General features: G+C 42.6%; 24 protein-coding genes. 1 reads left to right on the forward strand and 23 read right to left on the reverse strand.

Annotated features, from left to right (window positions below; genetic code table 11):
* Positions 1-117: 117 nt before the first annotated feature.
* From OHJ21_RS15040 to OHJ21_RS15080, 9 genes are all read right to left on the reverse strand, one after another.
* Positions 118-876, reverse strand: coding sequence for an ABC transporter ATP-binding protein (locus tag OHJ21_RS15040; protein ID WP_486020401.1), 759 nt, complete (start codon positions 874-876; stop codon positions 118-120).
* Between the two features lie 4 nt (positions 877-880).
* Positions 881-3,199, reverse strand: a complete 2,319-nt coding sequence (locus OHJ21_RS15045) for an ABC transporter permease (RefSeq protein ID WP_486020402.1) — start codon at positions 3,197-3,199, stop codon at positions 881-883.
* Between the two features lie 68 nt (positions 3,200-3,267).
* Positions 3,268-3,927: a TetR/AcrR family transcriptional regulator gene (locus OHJ21_RS15050; RefSeq protein WP_326113886.1), complete on the reverse strand. Its 660-nt coding sequence runs from the start codon at positions 3,925-3,927 to the stop codon at positions 3,268-3,270.
* 239 nt (positions 3,928-4,166) lie between these two features.
* Positions 4,167-4,541 carry a hypothetical protein gene (locus OHJ21_RS15055; RefSeq protein ID WP_100538408.1) on the reverse strand — a complete coding sequence of 125 codons (375 nt, stop codon included), beginning with the start codon at positions 4,539-4,541 and terminating at the stop codon, positions 4,167-4,169.
* A gap of 133 nt (positions 4,542-4,674) precedes the next feature.
* A complete protein-coding gene (locus OHJ21_RS15060) occupies positions 4,675-5,229 on the reverse strand; it encodes a GNAT family N-acetyltransferase (RefSeq protein WP_486020404.1) in 555 nt (184 codons plus the stop codon).
* 67 nt (positions 5,230-5,296) lie between these two features.
* A complete protein-coding gene (locus OHJ21_RS15065) occupies positions 5,297-6,049 on the reverse strand; it encodes a hypothetical protein (protein WP_486020405.1) in 753 nt (250 codons plus the stop codon).
* A gap of 55 nt (positions 6,050-6,104) precedes the next feature.
* Positions 6,105-6,569: a GyrI-like domain-containing protein gene (locus OHJ21_RS15070; RefSeq protein ID WP_486020406.1), complete on the reverse strand. Its 465-nt coding sequence runs from the start codon at positions 6,567-6,569 to the stop codon at positions 6,105-6,107.
* A 242-nt stretch (positions 6,570-6,811) separates the two neighbouring features.
* Positions 6,812-7,585, reverse strand: a complete 774-nt coding sequence (locus OHJ21_RS15075; protein ID WP_100538411.1) for an SDR family NAD(P)-dependent oxidoreductase — start codon at positions 7,583-7,585, stop codon at positions 6,812-6,814.
* Positions 7,586-7,639: 54 nt separating this feature from the next.
* The gene (locus OHJ21_RS15080) at positions 7,640-8,377 is read right to left on the reverse strand and encodes an SDR family NAD(P)-dependent oxidoreductase (RefSeq protein ID WP_486020408.1); all 738 of its coding nucleotides are present in this window, start codon (positions 8,375-8,377) and stop codon (positions 7,640-7,642) included.
* Between the two features lie 196 nt (positions 8,378-8,573).
* On the opposite strand from OHJ21_RS15080, the gene OHJ21_RS15085 reads away from it, so the two are divergent.
* Positions 8,574-9,176: a TetR/AcrR family transcriptional regulator gene (locus tag OHJ21_RS15085; protein WP_486020409.1), complete on the forward strand. Its 603-nt coding sequence runs from the start codon at positions 8,574-8,576 to the stop codon at positions 9,174-9,176.
* Between the two features lie 136 nt (positions 9,177-9,312).
* Here OHJ21_RS15085 and OHJ21_RS15090 read toward each other — a convergent pair whose 3' ends face one another.
* The 14 genes from OHJ21_RS15090 to OHJ21_RS15155 all read right to left on the reverse strand — a co-directional run bounded on the left by OHJ21_RS15090 (position 9,313) and on the right by OHJ21_RS15155 (position 18,981).
* On the reverse strand, positions 9,313-9,837 hold the full coding sequence (locus OHJ21_RS15090) for a GNAT family N-acetyltransferase (RefSeq protein ID WP_486020411.1): 525 nt from the start codon (positions 9,835-9,837) through the stop codon (positions 9,313-9,315).
* 96 nt (positions 9,838-9,933) lie between these two features.
* Positions 9,934-10,581, reverse strand: coding sequence for a FusB/FusC family EF-G-binding protein (locus tag OHJ21_RS15095; RefSeq protein ID WP_326113878.1), 648 nt, complete (start codon positions 10,579-10,581; stop codon positions 9,934-9,936).
* A 278-nt stretch (positions 10,582-10,859) separates the two neighbouring features.
* Positions 10,860-11,318 (reverse strand): GyrI-like domain-containing protein, encoded by a 459-nt coding sequence (locus OHJ21_RS15100; protein ID WP_100538416.1) that lies wholly within the window; start codon positions 11,316-11,318, stop codon positions 10,860-10,862.
* A 107-nt stretch (positions 11,319-11,425) separates the two neighbouring features.
* Positions 11,426-11,833, reverse strand: a complete 408-nt coding sequence (locus OHJ21_RS15105; protein ID WP_326113876.1) for an NUDIX hydrolase — start codon at positions 11,831-11,833, stop codon at positions 11,426-11,428.
* A gap of 67 nt (positions 11,834-11,900) precedes the next feature.
* Positions 11,901-12,371, reverse strand: coding sequence for a GNAT family N-acetyltransferase (locus OHJ21_RS15110; RefSeq protein ID WP_326113875.1), 471 nt, complete (start codon positions 12,369-12,371; stop codon positions 11,901-11,903).
* Between the two features lie 96 nt (positions 12,372-12,467).
* Positions 12,468-12,956, reverse strand: a complete 489-nt coding sequence (locus OHJ21_RS15115; RefSeq protein ID WP_486020413.1) for a GNAT family N-acetyltransferase — start codon at positions 12,954-12,956, stop codon at positions 12,468-12,470.
* Positions 12,957-13,006: 50 nt separating this feature from the next.
* Positions 13,007-13,552, reverse strand: coding sequence for a GrpB family protein (locus OHJ21_RS15120; RefSeq protein WP_486020415.1), 546 nt, complete (start codon positions 13,550-13,552; stop codon positions 13,007-13,009).
* 58 nt (positions 13,553-13,610) lie between these two features.
* Complete coding sequence (locus OHJ21_RS15125) at positions 13,611-14,426, reverse strand: GNAT family N-acetyltransferase (protein WP_486020416.1); 816 nt, start codon at positions 14,424-14,426, stop codon at positions 13,611-13,613.
* Between the two features lie 23 nt (positions 14,427-14,449).
* Positions 14,450-15,352: a carbon-nitrogen hydrolase family protein gene (locus OHJ21_RS15130; RefSeq protein ID WP_486021046.1), complete on the reverse strand. Its 903-nt coding sequence runs from the start codon at positions 15,350-15,352 to the stop codon at positions 14,450-14,452.
* A 52-nt stretch (positions 15,353-15,404) separates the two neighbouring features.
* On the reverse strand, positions 15,405-15,932 hold the full coding sequence (locus OHJ21_RS15135; RefSeq protein ID WP_486020418.1) for a GNAT family N-acetyltransferase: 528 nt from the start codon (positions 15,930-15,932) through the stop codon (positions 15,405-15,407).
* A gap of 85 nt (positions 15,933-16,017) precedes the next feature.
* On the reverse strand, positions 16,018-16,620 hold the full coding sequence (locus OHJ21_RS15140; RefSeq protein ID WP_486020419.1) for a hypothetical protein: 603 nt from the start codon (positions 16,618-16,620) through the stop codon (positions 16,018-16,020).
* Between the two features lie 358 nt (positions 16,621-16,978).
* Positions 16,979-18,148, reverse strand: a complete 1,170-nt coding sequence (locus OHJ21_RS15145; RefSeq protein WP_486020420.1) for an alanyl-tRNA editing protein — start codon at positions 18,146-18,148, stop codon at positions 16,979-16,981.
* A gap of 39 nt (positions 18,149-18,187) precedes the next feature.
* Complete coding sequence (locus tag OHJ21_RS15150; protein WP_486020421.1) at positions 18,188-18,520, reverse strand: hypothetical protein; 333 nt, start codon at positions 18,518-18,520, stop codon at positions 18,188-18,190.
* Positions 18,521-18,531: 11 nt separating this feature from the next.
* Entirely contained in the window at positions 18,532-18,981 is a 450-nt protein-coding gene (locus OHJ21_RS15155; RefSeq protein WP_486020422.1) for a GNAT family N-acetyltransferase, read from the reverse strand.
* Between the last annotated feature and the right edge of the window lie 65 nt (positions 18,982-19,046).

The raw sequence follows: 19,046 nt of genomic DNA on the forward strand, positions 1-19,046 counted from the left end.
CTGATGTTTCGCTCCAATGACTAATCAAGTGTAATTATCGATCGAATCAAATGATTCCATAATTATACATCCGATTAACCAAGGGCGATAGCCCTGCGGCTTGAAGTGAGGTTGATTTCATATTCCGATTTCCTGCATTCTCACCATAACTTTCTGGGCCCTGCCATCCATATCCGTTCCCACAAACTTGGGAAGCTTGAGTTCACTTACCATTTTCCCATCGCGCATAAACATGATGCGCTCCGTCCGCGCTGCAACTTGTGCATCGTGAGTGACAAGCATGACCGCGGTACCGTCTGCATTGATTTCAGAAAATATGTCCATGATTTCCTGAGCGGATATGGAGTTGAGTGCCCCCGTAGGCTCGTCGCCGAAAATAATGCTCGGGCTGTTCACTAGCGCCCGGCATATTCCCGCGCGCTGAAGTTGACCACCCGAAACTTGGGTAATGCTGCGTTTTTCAAGCTCTGCAATGCCTACCCTTTTCATAAGCTCTTTTGCCTTGAGTGAAATTTTCGCCGCGTTTTTCCGGTTATCCCGCATGGATGGAAGAATGATGTTGTCGAGGATATTCAGATTTTTCAGCATCGTCGGCTGCTGGAACACAAAACCCATTTTGGTTCTGCGTATATCTGCAAGCTCATTCTCCCCAAGCGTCGATAAATCCTTACCATCAAAAACGACTTTTCCGCCATCCACGCCATCCGTCCCGCTCAGTGCAAACATTAGCGTTGACTTTCCCGATCCAGATGGTCCCATAACAGCAACGAACTCGCCCTCGTTAACATAGACGGACACCCCGTCCAGAACATTACGCTGTTCGTCGCCCTCGCCGAAAGATTTTACGATATAATCACCGATAATCATCTTTTCCATATGCCTACTCCTTCATATATTCGGATATTTTTATTTGTCCTGCGCCCGATATGGCGATGATCGTTGCGATAAGCACCGAGGCTATCATCATAAGCGGGCTATACAGATACGCCGAAAGCGGATGGACCGCAAAATGAAACGTCGACGCTCCAAACGAAGAGATAACCGCACCCGCAAGCATTTCTCCGAGCGTGTTTGCCAGGAGAGTTCCGAGAACAATACCGACAATCAGAACAAATACCAAACGCGAAGCATATTGCAACTTCATGTCCGAGTTCGTAAAACCGAGGGCTTTCATAACGGCAATGGGATATCTGTCCTTAGCAATAAGCATTTTCATAAACAACAGGGTAATCAGTACCGATATCATCAGCGCAACAGCCATAGCAGCGTGAGAGGCCTTTTTAACAGAATTTATCGTTGAACCGAATGTCTGTGCAATAAATTCATCAATGTCTGAAATCTTGGCAAAATCAAACCTATCCGCAAAGTCCGAAATCCTCGCGGCGGCAAGAGATTTATCCGAAAGTTCAGCGGAGATCATGCTCCACATCATATCCGCCGAATTGTCGGTGAATACCGCCTTTGCGGTTTTGCCGCCGTTGGTAATGTCGGAATATATTCCGCTTACCGTTAGATTCTTCTCCCGGCCCTCCATCACCAGTGTAATGACATCACCGACCTTCTTGCTCAGCTCATCAGCGTTCAAAGCCGACAGTGCAATTTCATTCTCTGCGGCGGGTGCTCTGCCTTTGGAATAGGCAATTGGGAATATGGAATGGTCGCCAAGTTCGACCTTTATGTTTTCCTCTGAACCGTCTTCTCTTTTGATTTTAAATGCCTTTGTTGTAAGGACGGCAACCTTAGATATGGCACGGTCGTTGTTCATCGCATTTCGTAGTTCAGCCGTTTTCTCTGAAATGTTATCCGTCTGCTGTATGTCAGCACGTATATCGTAGTTTCCGATCCCCATATATTCGATGAAGCTTGTAGATGAAATGGTGTTGTACAGATTTTGTGGAACCATCATGATAAATGCAGAAATCACCAGTACCGATAGGCTTGTAGCATAAAGCTTTTTCCGTGCGAGAACGTCTTTGATACCGAGGAAAACATTCGTATTCAACAGCCTGTTTCCACTTAGATTAAAACGTTTGGCGCCTGTGTTTTTTTCCTGCGAAGTACCAAAGCGTATGGCTTCTGCAGCGGATATGTTCCGAAAGCGCTTCAACACTCCGCTTACGAAGGCGAGCATGGCAAGGAATACAAGCAGTATGCCGATGATTCCGAACAACAAAGCATAAGAGGAATTTTCACTTTCCCCCATATAAAGCCGTATATTTTCAAGAAGTATGCCTTTGAACATAACCGACAGTGCAAAACCGAGCATACTACCCACCGCGGCAATCGCTGCGTACTTCGCAAGATACATCTTCTTTATGTCGGAAACACGCAGCCCTATTGCCTTCATCACTCCAATCTCACGATAGTCGTCTTCGATTTTCGCCAGGAGCGTAAAACGTATGCACATCCATGCGATGGCCACGACAAGCGCGCTCACAAGCAGTATAACCGCGATCATCATCCCATCGGAAAGTGCGTTCATCATTTTGAAAAGCTTATATGTAACGGTTGGTCCGTTTGCTTCAAGGCCTGCGGAGGCATAAGCCGCTTCAAATGAACCGAGCTCGGACAAATCCTTTAATCTAAACTCAATCAGATACTCCGTGCTGCCGAGGCTCTTAATTTCCGCGTAATCATGTTTATGTACAAGAAATCTCTTGGAGGAGGAGAGCGCAGAGTTCATCTGTGAATCCCGGAGGAATCCTGCAACGATAAACTCCTTCCCGCTAATAACCGCCTTATCACCGACCTTGGTGGTACCATCCTTCATATAGCTTACTGGAACATACAACTCGCCGATGGCGGGATTAATGATGCTACCGTTGAGATCAAGAAGATAATCGAATTTTTGGCTCTGCATGCTAAATCCGTTATCCTGGACACTATTCGCAAGTGAATGTTCGCCTAATCGTATCCGCGCACCGTCCATATTGAGAAATTCCATCACCTGAACATCATCCACATTGTGATGTTGCTCCGCAAAAGCTGAAAGTCGCGCAGAATCTATTTCACCGGAATGCATCTGCATAAAATGCGGGGTTTTGGCTTGTGTCATCAATGTGTTCAGCGCACCCGAGAGATTGACGACGAGGATCGCCGCGAGCGAAACAAGCATAGCCGCAGCAGCAACAAATATCATGGTTGTTAGCGTAGTGGCCTTGCTTTTTAAAAGATCATTGCGGATTATTCTGGAGTACATAAGACACCTCTGTTTCAAGCATTTTAACCGACTTTAACTTATACAGAATGACGAAAGACTTCCCTGATTTATTCAAGGCTGCTTTCATCTCCTCCACCAAACATCTGCATAACGTCCATAAGACTTCCGCTTGCTGCACCGAGCAGCCTCTCGACATTGAAAACAAAGGCCAGAACACGCTTCCCTCGTTCCTTGTCCGTCATAGCAACCATATCGTCATCAAACACGGTATTCGCATAGATCACCACCATTTCCATGCATTCATACGGGTACGGCGTGCTGAACATCCCCTGCTCGATGCCTTCGCGGATGATGCCCGTCAGAATCGACGGAACGCCATGGATGATGACCTTTTGAATCTTCTGATGCATTAGCGCATTCTGCGGCTTGTGAATATGCTCCATGATTTCCTTGCTGCTTCCATTTTCGTCGCTGCCACTTATGTTCAATGCCATCACAACGCGGATGATGCGCTCAACTACAGGTATGCTCTTGTCCGCGGCAATTACCTGTGCTCCTTCCAACAGCCGGACGGTATACCGGTCAATCAGCGCATCCATGATATCCTCCTTTGACTTGAAGTGATGATACAAGGTTCCACGCGCAATCCCGACCTTTTCGAGAATTTCGTTTGTACTTGTGCCGTCAAAGCCCTTCTGACCAAAAAGCTCCTCCGCCGCGTTAAGGATTTCGTTCCTGCGTTCTTCCGCTTTTTTTACGACTCGCATGATTCCCCCTCCTTTTCTAGACCGACTGTCTGTCGGTAATATAGTAACATGCTTCTTGTTATTGTCAATATGCTGTTAAATGAATCGATGAGGTTTTCTTAAAACAGTATTAATCATACGTTCAATCGGTATAAGGAACTTCTTTGTCGAATGGTTCAACTAATCATACAAAAGCAGCCCATCCTCTCACGAGGAATGAGCCGCTTTTGGGTTCTTCATTTCATTCAACTATCTCAGTATTACTGTCTAATTACGAGGATGTCTTGAGGCGGTCTAGCAGTTCTTTGGATTTGGGATATTTCAGCGTCCGTAAGATTGCGTCCTACAACAATGAACGAAGATGTCACATTGTTAAAGTTAAAATTCGCCAAGTTCGCTACGTTTTGGCTGCCACGGAACACACGGAACGCTCCCTGAAAGTTAATTCTCGAAAACAATACAAGCGTTATTTCAGAGCTCTGCGCAACATTTCTGAGTCGGAAACTCGAAAGAACATTGTCAAACCGAAACGCTCCAAGGTCTCGAACCGCAACGCCTCCTCGTCTGAAGAGAATCCGACGAACGGAAAAATTAGTGCCTGACCAAAGCGCAAGACGTACATCACTGTTTGCCATTTATATCACTCCTTGTTTGGGAATGATATAGTATATTACCAGAGTTATAGAATGGTTAAAGACAAAAATACCCGTTTAATCGTTTGTTTTTCGAGTTGTCCCTGTGATGCAGTTTTCTAATTCTACTAAGTCTTTAGCTATTCTCTGAAACATATTCTTCTTTTAAAAGACCATAATACACAAGGTCTTCATATTGATCCCATTTTCGAACATGCTGTCTTAATCGCCCTTCATATTTCATTCCTAACTTTTCCATAACTTTACCCGATGCAGGGTTCTTCCCCAGATAACGGGCAAATATACGGTTTAATTTCATTTCGTCAAACGCATACCTTACGATACCTTTGGCCGCTTCCGTACAATATCCATTATTCTTATACTGTCTCCCAATCCAATATGCAAGTTCACCATGATCAAACTTCTTATTACATCCAATACATATAGCACCTATTACATATTGTTCTTCCTTATGTACGATAGCTAGTTCCAGTGATCGGTCTTCATTAAAGTTATGAGCATGTGTTTCTATCCATTGTTCTGCCATCCCATCCTCATACGGATGCGGGATATACAATGTGGTTTCCGCAATATATGGATCCCCTGCTAATTGTTGAACGACTTTGGCATCATCTAAATGGAATGGCCGTAATGTTAATCTTTCTAATTGAATTGTCGGCAGTTTCTTCACGTTTGTCTCCCCCCTTGTTTCGGCAATCGAATCGTGAACGTTGTTTATTCCTTTTTTGGGTGACGGGTTAAGGATGAGACGACTTTTTCAAGTAGACTTCCAATGCCCGCATGACGACTTCTTCATGGATCCCGCTCATTGTATGTATTCGTTTTGCCCATTCCTCGATATCCTTCAGCTGAGGCTCCACTTTTCGGCCTTCCTTGGAACTTAGGTAGCTTTCGTAATTATCGAATTCCCAATGGAGAACCTGCTGATCCGTAAAAATCCGCTTTTCCACAAGCGGATCGCTGAACAGGCGCTGCGTTTTTTGCCCCGCTTCGATCAATGCCTCATCGGATATGGGCGTCAAGTCGAATTCTTGGCTGCTTTCCTTTCCGTTTGGTCTTCTGTAGGTTACCCAGAGACGATTCGCTCGGGTGTTCAGTTTAATGAACGAACCTGGAAAAAAACCATCCACAAACTCTTCCGTATACGCTTCATGGCCCGGTTCCAACAAAACAGGCTCAATCCATTGATCTCCAAGATCGCAGAAATAGTTGTGGCCCTCTTCGTTGACGGCGACCACGGCGACATGCAAATGCTCCGTTAGCACTCCATAACAGGGTACTTTGTTCTGTCTGAATTCATCGATTAACCAAATCGCCAAATCAAAACAATTGCCCGACGTTCCATATAATGCTCGATGCTCTTTCATGACATCTGTTGTTCGTTGTTTGCATTCCGGGTCGATTAGGCTGTGCCAGGCTTTAGTTAGGGTTTCCATTGGAAAGTCGTTGAACTTCCTCCATACCTGCATGATATCTTCAGTCGCGCGCATATCCCTTCCTCCCTTCGCAGTTACTCATCCATGATACATGTTCGGACATCCATTCCTATTCTTTCGGATAATAAATTTCCGTTACGCCATTCGGCTGCAAGGTGTCGTTAAATGTTTCAAATCGTGCCTTGGCTGCATTGACGCCATATTTGTTCCGATGATCGGTTTCGCAGAAATACTGCCAGAATGAACAAATATGTTTCTCTTCAAACCGGAAAACCTCGTACTCCTCTTCCGGAAGATTCAATGATACCATGCCCTCCGGGATATCCCCGATACGACTTACCATCAATGCTACCGTCATCTTCCACCCGTCATCATGGATCACCATGTACGTATTCGGATCAGCTGTTTGATGCTGTATTTCATCTCTTCTGGCTTTAAGGGTTGCAAACAAGCGCTGTTCGTCCTCGTAAGACTGTGGAAGTTGATTCTGAACGCCGATTAACCATCGATTACCTAAACGTTCTCTTCGAACCGACCACAGGTCTTCCATACGGACTTGGCTGATCTCCGTCACTTCCTATCCCCTTTCTAATTCCCATTTTACGTGCACTACTGTTTTCGGATCCTTCCATTCCTCATGCGGGAGCTAGTAACACCATTATATTCCAAAAAGCGCAAGACCCCAATATGAAAAATGACCCACCTATAAACAGAGGGAAATAGGCCGCTGCACTGCTACTCCTAATGAATGTAAAAAAGGTCTTGACCGGTATAAACACCGGACCAAGACCCTGTATGCTAGGCTATTTATAAACCTTACTGGTTGATTTGGCCGCCATCCACGGTATATATGGATTGCGTGACATAAGAGGCATCGTCAGACAGCAGGAAAACGGCGACGTTGGCTACCTCTTCCGCTTCCCCATATCTTCCGAGCGGAACGGCGGCGCCAAATGCTTTTCTTGCACCTTCCGCATCCTCAGGAACGGTGTTTTTCTCAATTTGGCGCATCATGCGCGTATTGATCACCCCAGGCGCTACGGCATTCACTCTAACGCCGAACGGAGCAGCTTCCAATGCTACCACTTTTGTCATGCCGATCACGGCATGCTTGGAGCTATTGTATCCGACAAATCCCGGCGAACCGATAAGGCCTGCACCGGAGGAGGTGTTTACGATGCTGCCATATCCTTGTTTTTTCATCACCGGCACAACGTATTTCAATCCAAGGAAGGCCCCCTTCACGTTGACATTGAAGACCATTTCAAAAGTCTCGGTTGGATAATCCTCTACATTTGCGGTGATTCCTTCGATCCCTGCATTATTGAAAAAGCCGTCGATTTTGCCAAACTTCTCGACCGTGGCATCCACATAGGCTTTGACTTCCTCTTCTATGGCGACATTGGCTTGCAGCGCAATCGCTCTGGAATCGTCCAGACCCAAATCGGAGAGCACTTGTTGGACGGCTTCCAGGTTCAAATCGACCAGGGCAAGGTTGGCACCTTGCTCCGCCAGCTTTTTCGCGGCTGCCGTTCCGATCCCGCCTGCTGCGCCAGTAATTACAATCACTTTTCCATCAAACTTGCTCATGGTGTATACCTCCTAGTAAGATGTCATGATTCTCTCTACGTCTAAGCTCACCCATTATTGGGCTGTATATCCACCGTCAACCGTCAGGGTATTTCCCGTCATGAATGAAGAGTCATCCGATGCCATAAACAGAACAGCCTTTGCCATTTCTTCAGCTTGTCCCAGACGCTTCATCGGAGTGGCCGCTGCCAACGCTTGCTTGCTCTCCTCCGGAATGATCGGTGTGTCGATAAAGCCCGGGCATAGTGCGTTGATCCGGATATTTTGCTCCGCATACTCCAGTGCCAGGGAACGCGTCAAGTTAATAACCCCGCCTTTAGCTGCATTATAGGCTGCGGAACCAGGCGAGCCGACCCAGCCGTACATGGATGCGGTATTGACGATCGTGCCTCCGCCAGCTTTTAACATTTCACGGATAGCTTCGCGTGCCACCAGGAATACGCCGTCCAGGTCCACGTTTACGGTGTTGCGCCACTCGGAGTACTCCAGATCATGCGAAGAATGAACGCGCCCGATCCCTGCGTTGTTAAATACAACGTCAACTTTACCGAAGGCGTCAATCGCTTGTTTGAAGATGCCCGCTACTTCTTCCTCGCTTGTGATATTCGCTTTGACGAACAGCGCTTCGTGATGATTCGCTTTCAGTTCGGCTTCAAACGCCTTACCTTTTTCCTCATTTATATCAACAAGCACCACCTTGGCTCCCTCTTCAACGAAGAGGCGTGCTGTTGCCGCACCGATGCCGGATGCACCACCGGTAATTACAGCTACTTTGTTTAGTAATTTCCCCATCTTGGATACCCCCGTATAATGAATTAAAATAGTACTATATTAATTAGAAGCAATTTAAGATATTAAATTTAGTACTATTTTTGCTACAATTCAATTGTACTATTCTGTTCACATTTCACAATCATTAACCTGTTATGAAGTGTCGATCTAGTCAACACTTAGAACAAAACTGTCTTTTTGAGGGGGCGCTCTTTTCGTGAATCATGAACAAATCGTGACATCGGCGCGAAAAAATCGTACGAAAGAACATCTGAAATCCGCCTTTATTCAACTTGTAAAAGAGAAGGGATATCATGCCGTGACGGTGAAAGACATCGTGGATAAGGCTTCTTATAACCGCAGCACCTTTTATGTCCATTACCAGGATAAAATCGAGTTAGCCGAGGACTTGCTGGCTTCCATACTACGTGGCCTGGAAGAATCGGTGGGCAAGCCTTACATCCCGGGGCACAAAGTATATACGGCAAACCTCAGTGCGCCGTCCTTCAATATCGTTGCCTACATTTATGAGCATCGTGATTTTTTTGAGCTGATTAAATACGAGGATACCTTGCCGGGACTACATACGGAATTCCCTCAAATGATCGTAAAAATCTATAAGGAACGATTTATATTCGAAACGATTAACCATACTCCGGTTAACATGGATTACTTTAAACGGTACACGGCCTACGGCTTCCACGGACTGATTCTGAACTGGATCCGAAACGATTTCAGGGAATCCCAGGAGGATTTTATTAAAGAGGTCATTGATTTAACGAGGACGCATATATACTCGGTGGAGTATGTGAGGGAGTAAGGTGGACGGAGCAACAACTCAAACCTTTATTGAGCCGCAATGCTGCCTAAAAAAGTCCGGTAGCGGGTAACGATGGCACCTTCCGGACTTATTCGATCTATTATTTTCTAGCAGACGTGTTGCGGGATCGCTACTGTCAAGTATTCTTGATCCAATATCTTTTAACTACGTTTCCGTCTTCCTCTATGTAATCGGTATCCGGCTTCCCACCATTTTTGATAATGGTTCTTTCAGATCCCACATTACCGGCATCACAGACAACTAAGACATCGTTTATCCCCAGTTTCTTAGCCTCAATCAAGGACAATTCCAATAGTTTCGTCGCATAGCCTCTTAATCTTGCTGACGGGCGGATACCATAGCCAATATGCCCGCCAGCATGATACAAATGTTCGGTTAGTTGATGTCTAATATTAGCCGCACCTAATACTCTATGATGTTTATCGACTAACCAAAAGGTTGAATCTGCGACCCAGCCTTGCTTTACACCAATCCCCTCCTCTTGATTAGAGAGCTCCTGCAACATTCCCTGAAAATCACTTGGATCCTTGCTAATGACCCAAGGAATCATATCCTCACCGGATTCTTTCCATTCTTGATAAAATGATAAGTATTCATCTTTCAGTCCCAGCTGAGGCTTAACTAAGCTTACATCGTTCATATGTTTCAACGCCCTTTCATGGTTTTTATGTCCTTCAAACGGGAATATAGTACAAAATAGGCTGCCCTTAAAGGCAGCCTATTCTTGATATTGTGTTTACTTGCTGGCGGAGAGAATGAATTTTTCAAGCGCCCCTGTATCGGTAATACTGTGATTACATGCTTGGCTATCCAAACATACGTATTGGCCAATGAAAGAAAGATTATCCGGTGAAGCAACGGCCGGCTTGGTCTTGACCGAGAACAAGGCAAGCTCTTGATGCCGGTTGCAGAACAGACAGTACCCTTTCTTGTTGGTCGGCGTAATTCTTCCCTCAATACCGATGAATCTTCCTTCGAAGGGATACACGATAAATAACTTGTTAGTGGCTATATCCACCCAGCCCAAATACGTTACATATCGAAAGTCGATCGATTGCAGATCCGGAACTTTCAGCTTCTTATTTTTAGGAAATAACTTCTGAATCTGTTTCAGCGTAATCGTCGGATAAGGCTCCAGATAAGGTTCTAATCCGTTAAGATATCTCTGGAAATCATCGGCCTTCTCGATGGTCGATATTTCTCCCAGCATCCGCTTCTGATCCTCTGTCAGAGCCGGAAATGTTTCCATAATGTTCATTACGGAACGATACCTGACCGTTTCCAGTACTTTTCTATCCGCGATCGTTCGCAATGTTTTCAGAAGGAAATCCGATTGTTTTTTAATCACATTAAACTGGTGGTTTCTAATAAATGGTGTACTCATAGCTTTCAGCCCCTTATTTTTATTAAAAATGAAGGTGCAAAGCCTGTTATTAGAAACGATAAAGTTAAGGTTGGGCGATCGAATTCATCCTATCGCACCCCACGCAAAGTATCGCCCCAGATCAGGCTTTGCATGAGGACTTCCTAGCTAATGAGCAATCCAGCATTGCCATCGGTATAACCCCCAATCACATATCATACGCAAAATTATAACAGGAAGACCCAAATGGCGCAATTTATTCCGTTGGAATGGGACACCGTCTATCTCAACCTTAAAATCTATTTAATGGTGTCATACAAGTCTGCTTCCATATGATTCACTTCCCCATGTCCCCATTCATCCGAAATCTCCAGATGCCAGGATCTCAACAGTCGTTCATGGTTATTTTCTAGTATCCAGTGATGGAGCTTTTCATATGTATTTCTAATTTCGTAATTAGGCCCCTTGTGTTGTTGGACTGCATATTTTTGTTTTGGAATGACTAAAGAAACCATCCCTTCAGGAACTTGTTTCATGTCATTCACCTCAACGCATACCCAATAACCATCTTCCTCTTCCGATACATCCTCAACCATGAATGCACCAACAAGTCTTACCGGCTTTACGACGTCACGAATCTCATGCAATCTTTCTTTAAGTTCAACAGAAGCCTTGGGGATCTCATTGACATACTGGTCACCGGGACATACTACTCTTATTCCGATTAATTTCATTTCATGAAGTTCGACTACTTTCACAGGGCTCACTCTCTTTCGTTGAGTTTTTATTTATAATGGCCAGATGCGTGAAAATGTTGTTAAACGAAGCGTTTGTATTTCCTTAGTTATCTTCACGCTTGTTCCTTCTAGAACTCAATATATACCGGCTCATCAGCTAGTCTTAAGCAAGCTTCGATTCTCTCCCTAAAATTCATATAGGTCACCATATTCAATGCTTCATCCAATGGGAAGAATCCTGATTCAAGACTTTCTGTTGTAGCTACCGGTGTACCCCCAACGTATTTAGCAAGAAATAATGTATTACAAATATTCGCCTTCACATTTTGAAATATCCCGCAAAACCTTATAATCTCAATATCCACTCCAGCTTCTTCTTTGGTTTCCCTGATTGCTGCTTGTGCCAAAGACTCTCCAACTTCAACCACTCCACCTGGCATCTCCCAGCCTCTTTCCGGGCCCCGGATCAGTAATATTTCATTTTTATCATTCAAAACAACCGCAGCAGCAGAGACAAAATGTTTTGGTAGATTCATCATATTTCTCCTTGTATAAATTTCTTTGATATAAAGTCAATTTAGGTTAAGTGACTCGCTGACTGCTTTACTCACCAAACATGTTTTCCATTGGCTCTTTGCAATGCTGGTAACCATTCTTTTTGTAAAAATCAACACCTTCATCACTGGGCCATACAATAATGAATTCATATTTGTTTTCTTTTGCCCATTCGTTGATTTTTGATATTAATTTACTTCCTATTCCTTTACCTCGATAACCAGGTTTCGTATACACATTCGTCATATATGCAAATGGATGTGTAATTCTCCCTGGTCTCGGTACCTTGTGAATGAGTTCTATGTATATGTTGGACACGACCATGCCGTCTTCTTCAGCAACCCAAATACTCCAAATATCACTACGAAAAGCTTTCCCTAAAAAATCATGACACTCCTCGTAGAAGTCACTATAGGTTTCATTTTTTAATTTTCCATCTAAATCGTCTTCCAGTGTAAAATCCCATCTCATTTGAATGAGTTGATCCATATCTTCCTTAGTCGCAATTCTAATTATCATAAAATCACCCCGGAATACATTAAAATCACTTCACCTTTCAACTAAGATAAAGAGATCTCAGTATGCTAGTTCCCACAGCGTGAAAGCAAAATGTTACTACTTTGTACTGAACTCCTGAATGTATTTCTTCGAATCTTCCCTGTATCTCTCCGTGTAATTATTCTCGGAATATTCACTGATTACTTTTCTCCAAAAAGATATGGCAGATGTATTACTCTCCATTTGAGCTACTTTCCAATTTGCTTTGAATAACTCAAATGCCTGTTTGGCTGCGGTGCGGCCTATCCCATTTCTTCTATATTTCTTCAAAATCATAAAATCATAAATTACATGCGTTGGGTCTGGATCCGTATCAAAGTTTTCAAAAAGCACAACCAAGAACCCTACAATTACTCCTGAAGATAAAATGAAATACGGGTTCCATCTTGGGTCGCCTCCCCAGTAGAAATCAATATTCACCCCAAAAGTTCCATCATCATTTAAATCCTGATTCGTATATCGACTAAAATCATAATAATAAAATTGATACATGTTCGATAATGTTTCTTTCTCTTGAACTGTAACGGGAAGAAGTTTGATTTCCATAACGTCTCCTTTTATCACCCTATTATTTCTGAAAGTTTCGTAGGTTCGGCTTACAGATCCGGTTTACCTGGTTTCCAACCTATTTCTTGTGACCAAATATGTGCCTTTTGTATGATCTCCCACACAATCGGACCTTTGCCTTCAACATATTTTTGTCTTTCATGTTTATATAATCCCATTAACCGGTGTTTCTCTGCCGAATATCTTATGCAATCCTCTTTATGTTCTCTTAAATAATCTCTAAATAACAATGTCAATTGCTCTGAGTAACTCCCTGTTTGTCTGACATGAATATGTGTTCTCCGATGTCCTGGAACTTCACGAAAATACCTTTTAGTTTTATCAGGATTTTCTTTACGGAATACAAATTCTATAGATTCTAATTTATTCTTATATTGACTTACATCTTCGAAATTACTAATTGAGATTTGAATATCAATAATTGGTTTGGCATCTAGTCCAACAATCGATGTAGATCCTACATGGTCAATTCGATCAGCTATGTCCCCTAGAGCTTCTCGTATGTTCCTTCCTACCTCCAAGAACAAGCTTCGCCATTCCGGATCATACTCAGCTATTCCCCATTGATCATCCATTGTAATTGTCTCCTATGATTTAATACTTTTAGTGGTGGTTTCCGGTATAACAGCGGCATTAGGATAAACCATACCAGGATATTTGGTAGTCAAAATCAGGGGACATTCCAACTTTCTCTGCAAGTCGAATCGACCCTGTATTTTCTGGTGTACAGTCCCAGTAAGGATGTATCCCTTTTTGTAGGCATTCCTGAACAAAAGCTCGAGCGACTGCAGCGCCATAATTTCTTCTTTTATACTCTTCAAGCGTTTCGATATCAATCGCATGCGTTTTATCCACAACAAATGCTGAAAAACATAAACTCACCACATTGTTATTAACCTCAACAAAATATCCAAATCCCTGCTCTAAGAAAGAGTCTGTTGAATCCCAAAATCGTAATATCTTCTTTTCTAAAAACGAATGGTTTTCCCATCGTCTTGACTCCAATAAATCACGATCTATCCGTTGAATATTCACCTCTTGGTTTTGAAATTCAATGGGTTGAGGTTTTCCTCTTAATGTGAACACATGTTGAGTATCACTCGAAATGCCACGCGTCTTAAAAATGTTTTGTATCGCTCTATCCCAAGGATCAGGATCTAAACCAATCTCGACACAATTTATATTTTGCTTCTGTAATTTAGGTTCTATATGATGTCCCATGTATTCTTCTAATCCTGTTAGAAAGGATATGCTCTGTGAGTCCCCAACAAGCTGAAAACCCTTTTGTCCTTCAATCCAAATTAATGCTGCTGTGGGTTCTGTTGGATGATCTACATAGACCCTACCCGGGTTATTTCCGCTAACCACAGCCCTAACCTCGATATTTTTACACATATCTGTAATGTGTCTTATCTTATAAAACTCTGATTTATTAAGTTCTGTTATCATTTTTATATCACCGATTCTATGAATTATTGATTATTCCCTCGTATAAAGGGAGCATCTACTTTTTCAGATAGTAATTCTTTATAAGTTTTCACTTTCCTAAACGTATTGCCCATCATTTCTTGATTACGATATTTACGAATTTCATCCAGATCAAATTTTGCAATAAATACGCCTTCCGACACATTATCCGCCAGCATAATGGTGTTATCGACCGATTTCCCATCAAGATCCCACATCATTGGACTATAGGCACAAGAACATCCCGCATTTTCACCAGGAGGGTTCGCCATCGCAATACCAACCATATTTTCATATGCTCTTGTTGAAAGTGCCTGTAATCTAGGCTCCATGGTTCCACAATCATTGGGAACCAAAATGATTTCTGCCCCTTTTAACATCAATACTCTTGCGCTTTCTGGGTACTCTCTGTCGTAACAAATCATGACCCCAATCTTCACACCGTCAAAATCACATACTTTAAATTCAGTACCAGGCTCAAGCATACGTTCAGTATCAAAATCGCATGTATGGACTTTGCTGTACTTTAATAAAATTTCACCTTTACGATCAATTACAAATGCTGAATTTTGAGGAAGCTTTACCCCTTTTGTAAAACCCGTGATGACAATTCCAATAGATAATTCTTCAGCAATTTCTTGAAAAGCTTTTAAGGCTGTACTATTTTCGTCTAATGCCGCCTCATACCAAGCTTTGAAGTCAGGATGATTCTCTATCTCTTCTTCGGGGAGCTTGGTTTCAACGATGTCGGGAAAGGCATATGCTGTTATCCAACACTCCGGAAATAATACAATATCTGCTCCAAGCTCTTTGGCTTTTTTTACGTAGCTCAATCCAATTTCCGTATTTAGTTTTTGATCAGGTTCACTGCAATTATATTGCACGGTTGCAACTGTAAAGGTTTTCATCATTCTACACCTCACATTTATAATCTTTTTTACCGTCACTTCTTTCAAAGATTTACAAGTTGCTCTTTAAATTTTTAACTAAATAAATTAATAGATCATCATCAACCATAACGGATTCTCCCGGATTTACCGGAATATTTTTATAGCACATGCCCCTACCATCCATGACGTATCCACGAGAAGTATACATTCGTTGGGCATTTCCATAATCTCTGTACAGCCCAACACCTAGCCCTATGTATTTAGAGGTCTTTGACGCAATAAGCTCTAATTCATCAAATAATCTGTTTGCTATATGCTTTCTTCTATACTCAGGAAATACATTCAAATCATTAATCTCCGGGATATTGTTATCAAGAAAATGAGGATACTGAGATTCATGGATCAAATGACAGCATCCTGCTAACGAATCATTGTAATAAGCAATCATGGTTACTCGTTTATTGGTATTGTTCTCATTTAGGCACTTGTGAACATAATCTCCTTGTCGATACCACCCATAACGCTTAGCAAATTCTTGATCCAATAATTCAGCTTCTTCTAATGTAGTTAGTCTCTTTATATTTATGATGTCCCTCATGTTTTATCTCCTTCTCGGAACTCATTCACGAAACACAGCGTGATTTTCTTCGAAATACCTACATCATCATTTTAATACTTTCAATTCATTCAACTCTGAAGACAACTACAGTACCTGTCTCATTATTTTTAAAGGGTTTACTAAATTCCTTGAACACTAGCTCCATTCCTGAAATATCATCAGGTAATGGTGGAGATATTACATAGTTATAGGATGCATGACCAGAACAACTCCCGCCATTGGTCATTCGACAATCATATTGTTCTCCAACATACAATTCAAAATGGCTAAGGTTATATAAAGTTGAAGTCTGCTCAATTGTCATGTCCCAATCAATGCTGAATGTTACTACACTTGCATTAGCGTATTGTCGTATTGAGTTTAGTGTATAAAAGAATGCTCCTTTTACAACTGATTTTAAAACCGGAATATGTTTTCTGAACCTTGTTGGATCAACCATGGATTTATAATGTTCTTCACCCATAAACGTTCCAAAAACGGCTTTAAGAAAATCCTCGTAAAGTTCAAACGTTGTCGCCCATTGTGAAATATACTCAAATGGCGGAAAACCTGGATTGTTGCCTGAAAGTTCCTTCCGTTGTTTCAACAATGCACAAATTTGCTCATCAATAGTAATCAAATTTTCATCATAATGCTCGGTTGGACGTTCAAATGGCATACGTTTCATCATTTTTCTCCTTATTCGATATTTTCAAATTACTCCTTGAACTGGAACTCATGATTGCAAGATTTCACATACCGTTCTGTATATTAATGAAAAGCCCCAGCATAGATAGTCATCTTAGGCTGAGGCGTGATGTCGAGCTTGTGCGCAGTTTATTCGGGGCTCAACTGCCATTGATTGCAACTTTTAAGCCCCAACACGTTTCGAGCTATTTATTCAGTGGAAAAGGATGAATATTCATGACCGTATGCGTGAGTTTCCGTCTTATTCACACTTAGGGGCTTACATCCCTTGGTTATAAAAACTGCCGCTTAACCCGCTTGAATGCTTTCTACTTATAGACCGTTTACACCTCTTCAAGCTAACTTAATGACTGTGCTGCAAAATGGTAAAACGCCATGGCATCCTCTCCGGTGGCAAAACCGGCCTGTGCTATCTTGTCGCTGCCTCCGCCTTTACCGCGATAATCGGCCAGATACTGCTTCAAGAACGCACCGCAGGCGAGTCCGCTCTGTCCTCCCTGGGCGAGGACAACCTTATGGTCGGCGTTGGACACGAACAGCACGATAACGTCAGCTTCTTCGGTGAGTTTGGCCGCCAGGTTCTGCATATCCTTCAGCGGCTTGTCCGCAAAAGCATGTTTGATCAGGCTGCCTTGACGTTCGGCCAATAGCTTCCCGGCCAGGTAAGCGTCATTCTCGGCCTTCACGGCGTTCAATTCTGTCTGGAGCTGCTTCTGCTCCTGGTCCCATTTTGCAATCCGATCCAGAATCTCTTCCTTTGCGGTATTAAACCTAGCCGAAAGGCTGCCGAGAATCTCCATTCCGGCATTAAATTCTTTTAACGCTCGATATCCGCATTTAAAATAGAGACGCATATGCCCCTTCTGCTTCTCGGCTCTCAGCAATTTGATCATTCCGATCTCACTGGTTGCAGATACATGTGTACCGCCGCAGGCGTTATATTCGATACCTTCGATTTCTACGATCCGGATATCGTCGGTTACCTTCGGCTGCTTCACCAGCGGCAGGGCGGCAGCCTGCTCCCGACTCACAACATAATTCGTTATCTTTCGATTAAGGTAAACCTGATCATTGACTTCCAACTCCAGCATCATCAACTGGTCCTGAGCCAGGTCAGATCGGGCGATATCAATGGTGGCGTAATCCTGACCCAGGTGGAAACTGAGTGTTTCCGCCTGGCATACTTGCAGACATATGGCAGACAGGAGATGCTGGCCGCTATGATGCTGCATATGGTCGAATCTTCTATCCCAATCCAAACGGCAGCCAACCACTTCTTTCTCAGGAAAACGCTCGACTTTATGCAGAATTTCTCCTTCCTCCTGGAAGACATCAAGAACGGGAATTTTATCGATCCACCCTAGGTCACAAGGCTGCCCTCCGCCGTGCGGATAAAAGGCCGTCTCCTCCATTACCAGATAGGTTCCGTCCTCCCGCTCCAGTTTTCGTGTTATTCGTGTCTCCCACTCCCGAATATGAGTGGATTCGTAATATAACTTCTTTGTCATTTTCTTGTCCTCGCAGTTCTCAGGTTAAATTAACTTTAGTCACAGCTTGCTGGCACTCATTAGTTTTAAGTACATTCTACTTCTTCTTCCCTTTTTCTTGAAACTAAAAATCATGCTTACTATACTTAATAATAGAACAGCAAAAAACATATACAAGGTAATTGGGTCTCCTCCAGATGGAACTTCATCTGCTACATATCCCGAGATGATCATATTTACTACTGATACAGAACTAGAAACAACCGCCAACATACCGACAGCATATTTATTAACAACAGGTTTTTTCAATAATATTAAAATCAATGTGATTAGCAAACTAAAAATAAAAATACTCATAGAAAGTTTTATATAATAAAAAACATCTACTAACATGAACTCATCTCCTATAAAGTCTTCTCGAAAATGTATAGATCATCTTCTTCTCTGACTTTGGTGAATCCGCACATGGTGTAGAAGTGATGATTTTTGACACTCCAGCTAGGAGTATCCAACCACCATTTTGCGCTATCTGGAAAACTTCCTTCAATGTCTTTCATTACTTTTTTACCGATTCCTTGATTCTGATATTTTGGGTCAATAAAAATTCGCCCTAGATTATGTACTTGATTGCTTTCTATAAATATCATAGCTCCCCCAATTATTTCTCCATTATAGAGCACTTTAAAGTACTCACAATTTAGCATCATCTCTTCTTGCCAACTTATGGAGTCATATCCTAGTGGACCACAGATTTCATTATTATTAAAATGTTTCAATTCATCATCAAAGCTGGCCTTTTGTATTTCAGCAAGTTTTGGGGAATCATTTTGGTTTGCTCGTTCTAGTATCAGCATTAGATACAACTCCGATTATGTGATTTATTTTTCTTTCACAGGTGTTTCTCCTATGAGGCTCTTCT

The organism is Virgibacillus sp. LDC1, from assembly GCF_025792345.1.
Lineage (GTDB): Bacteria > Bacillota > Bacilli > Paenibacillales > Paenibacillaceae > Paenibacillus_AQ > Paenibacillus_AQ lautus.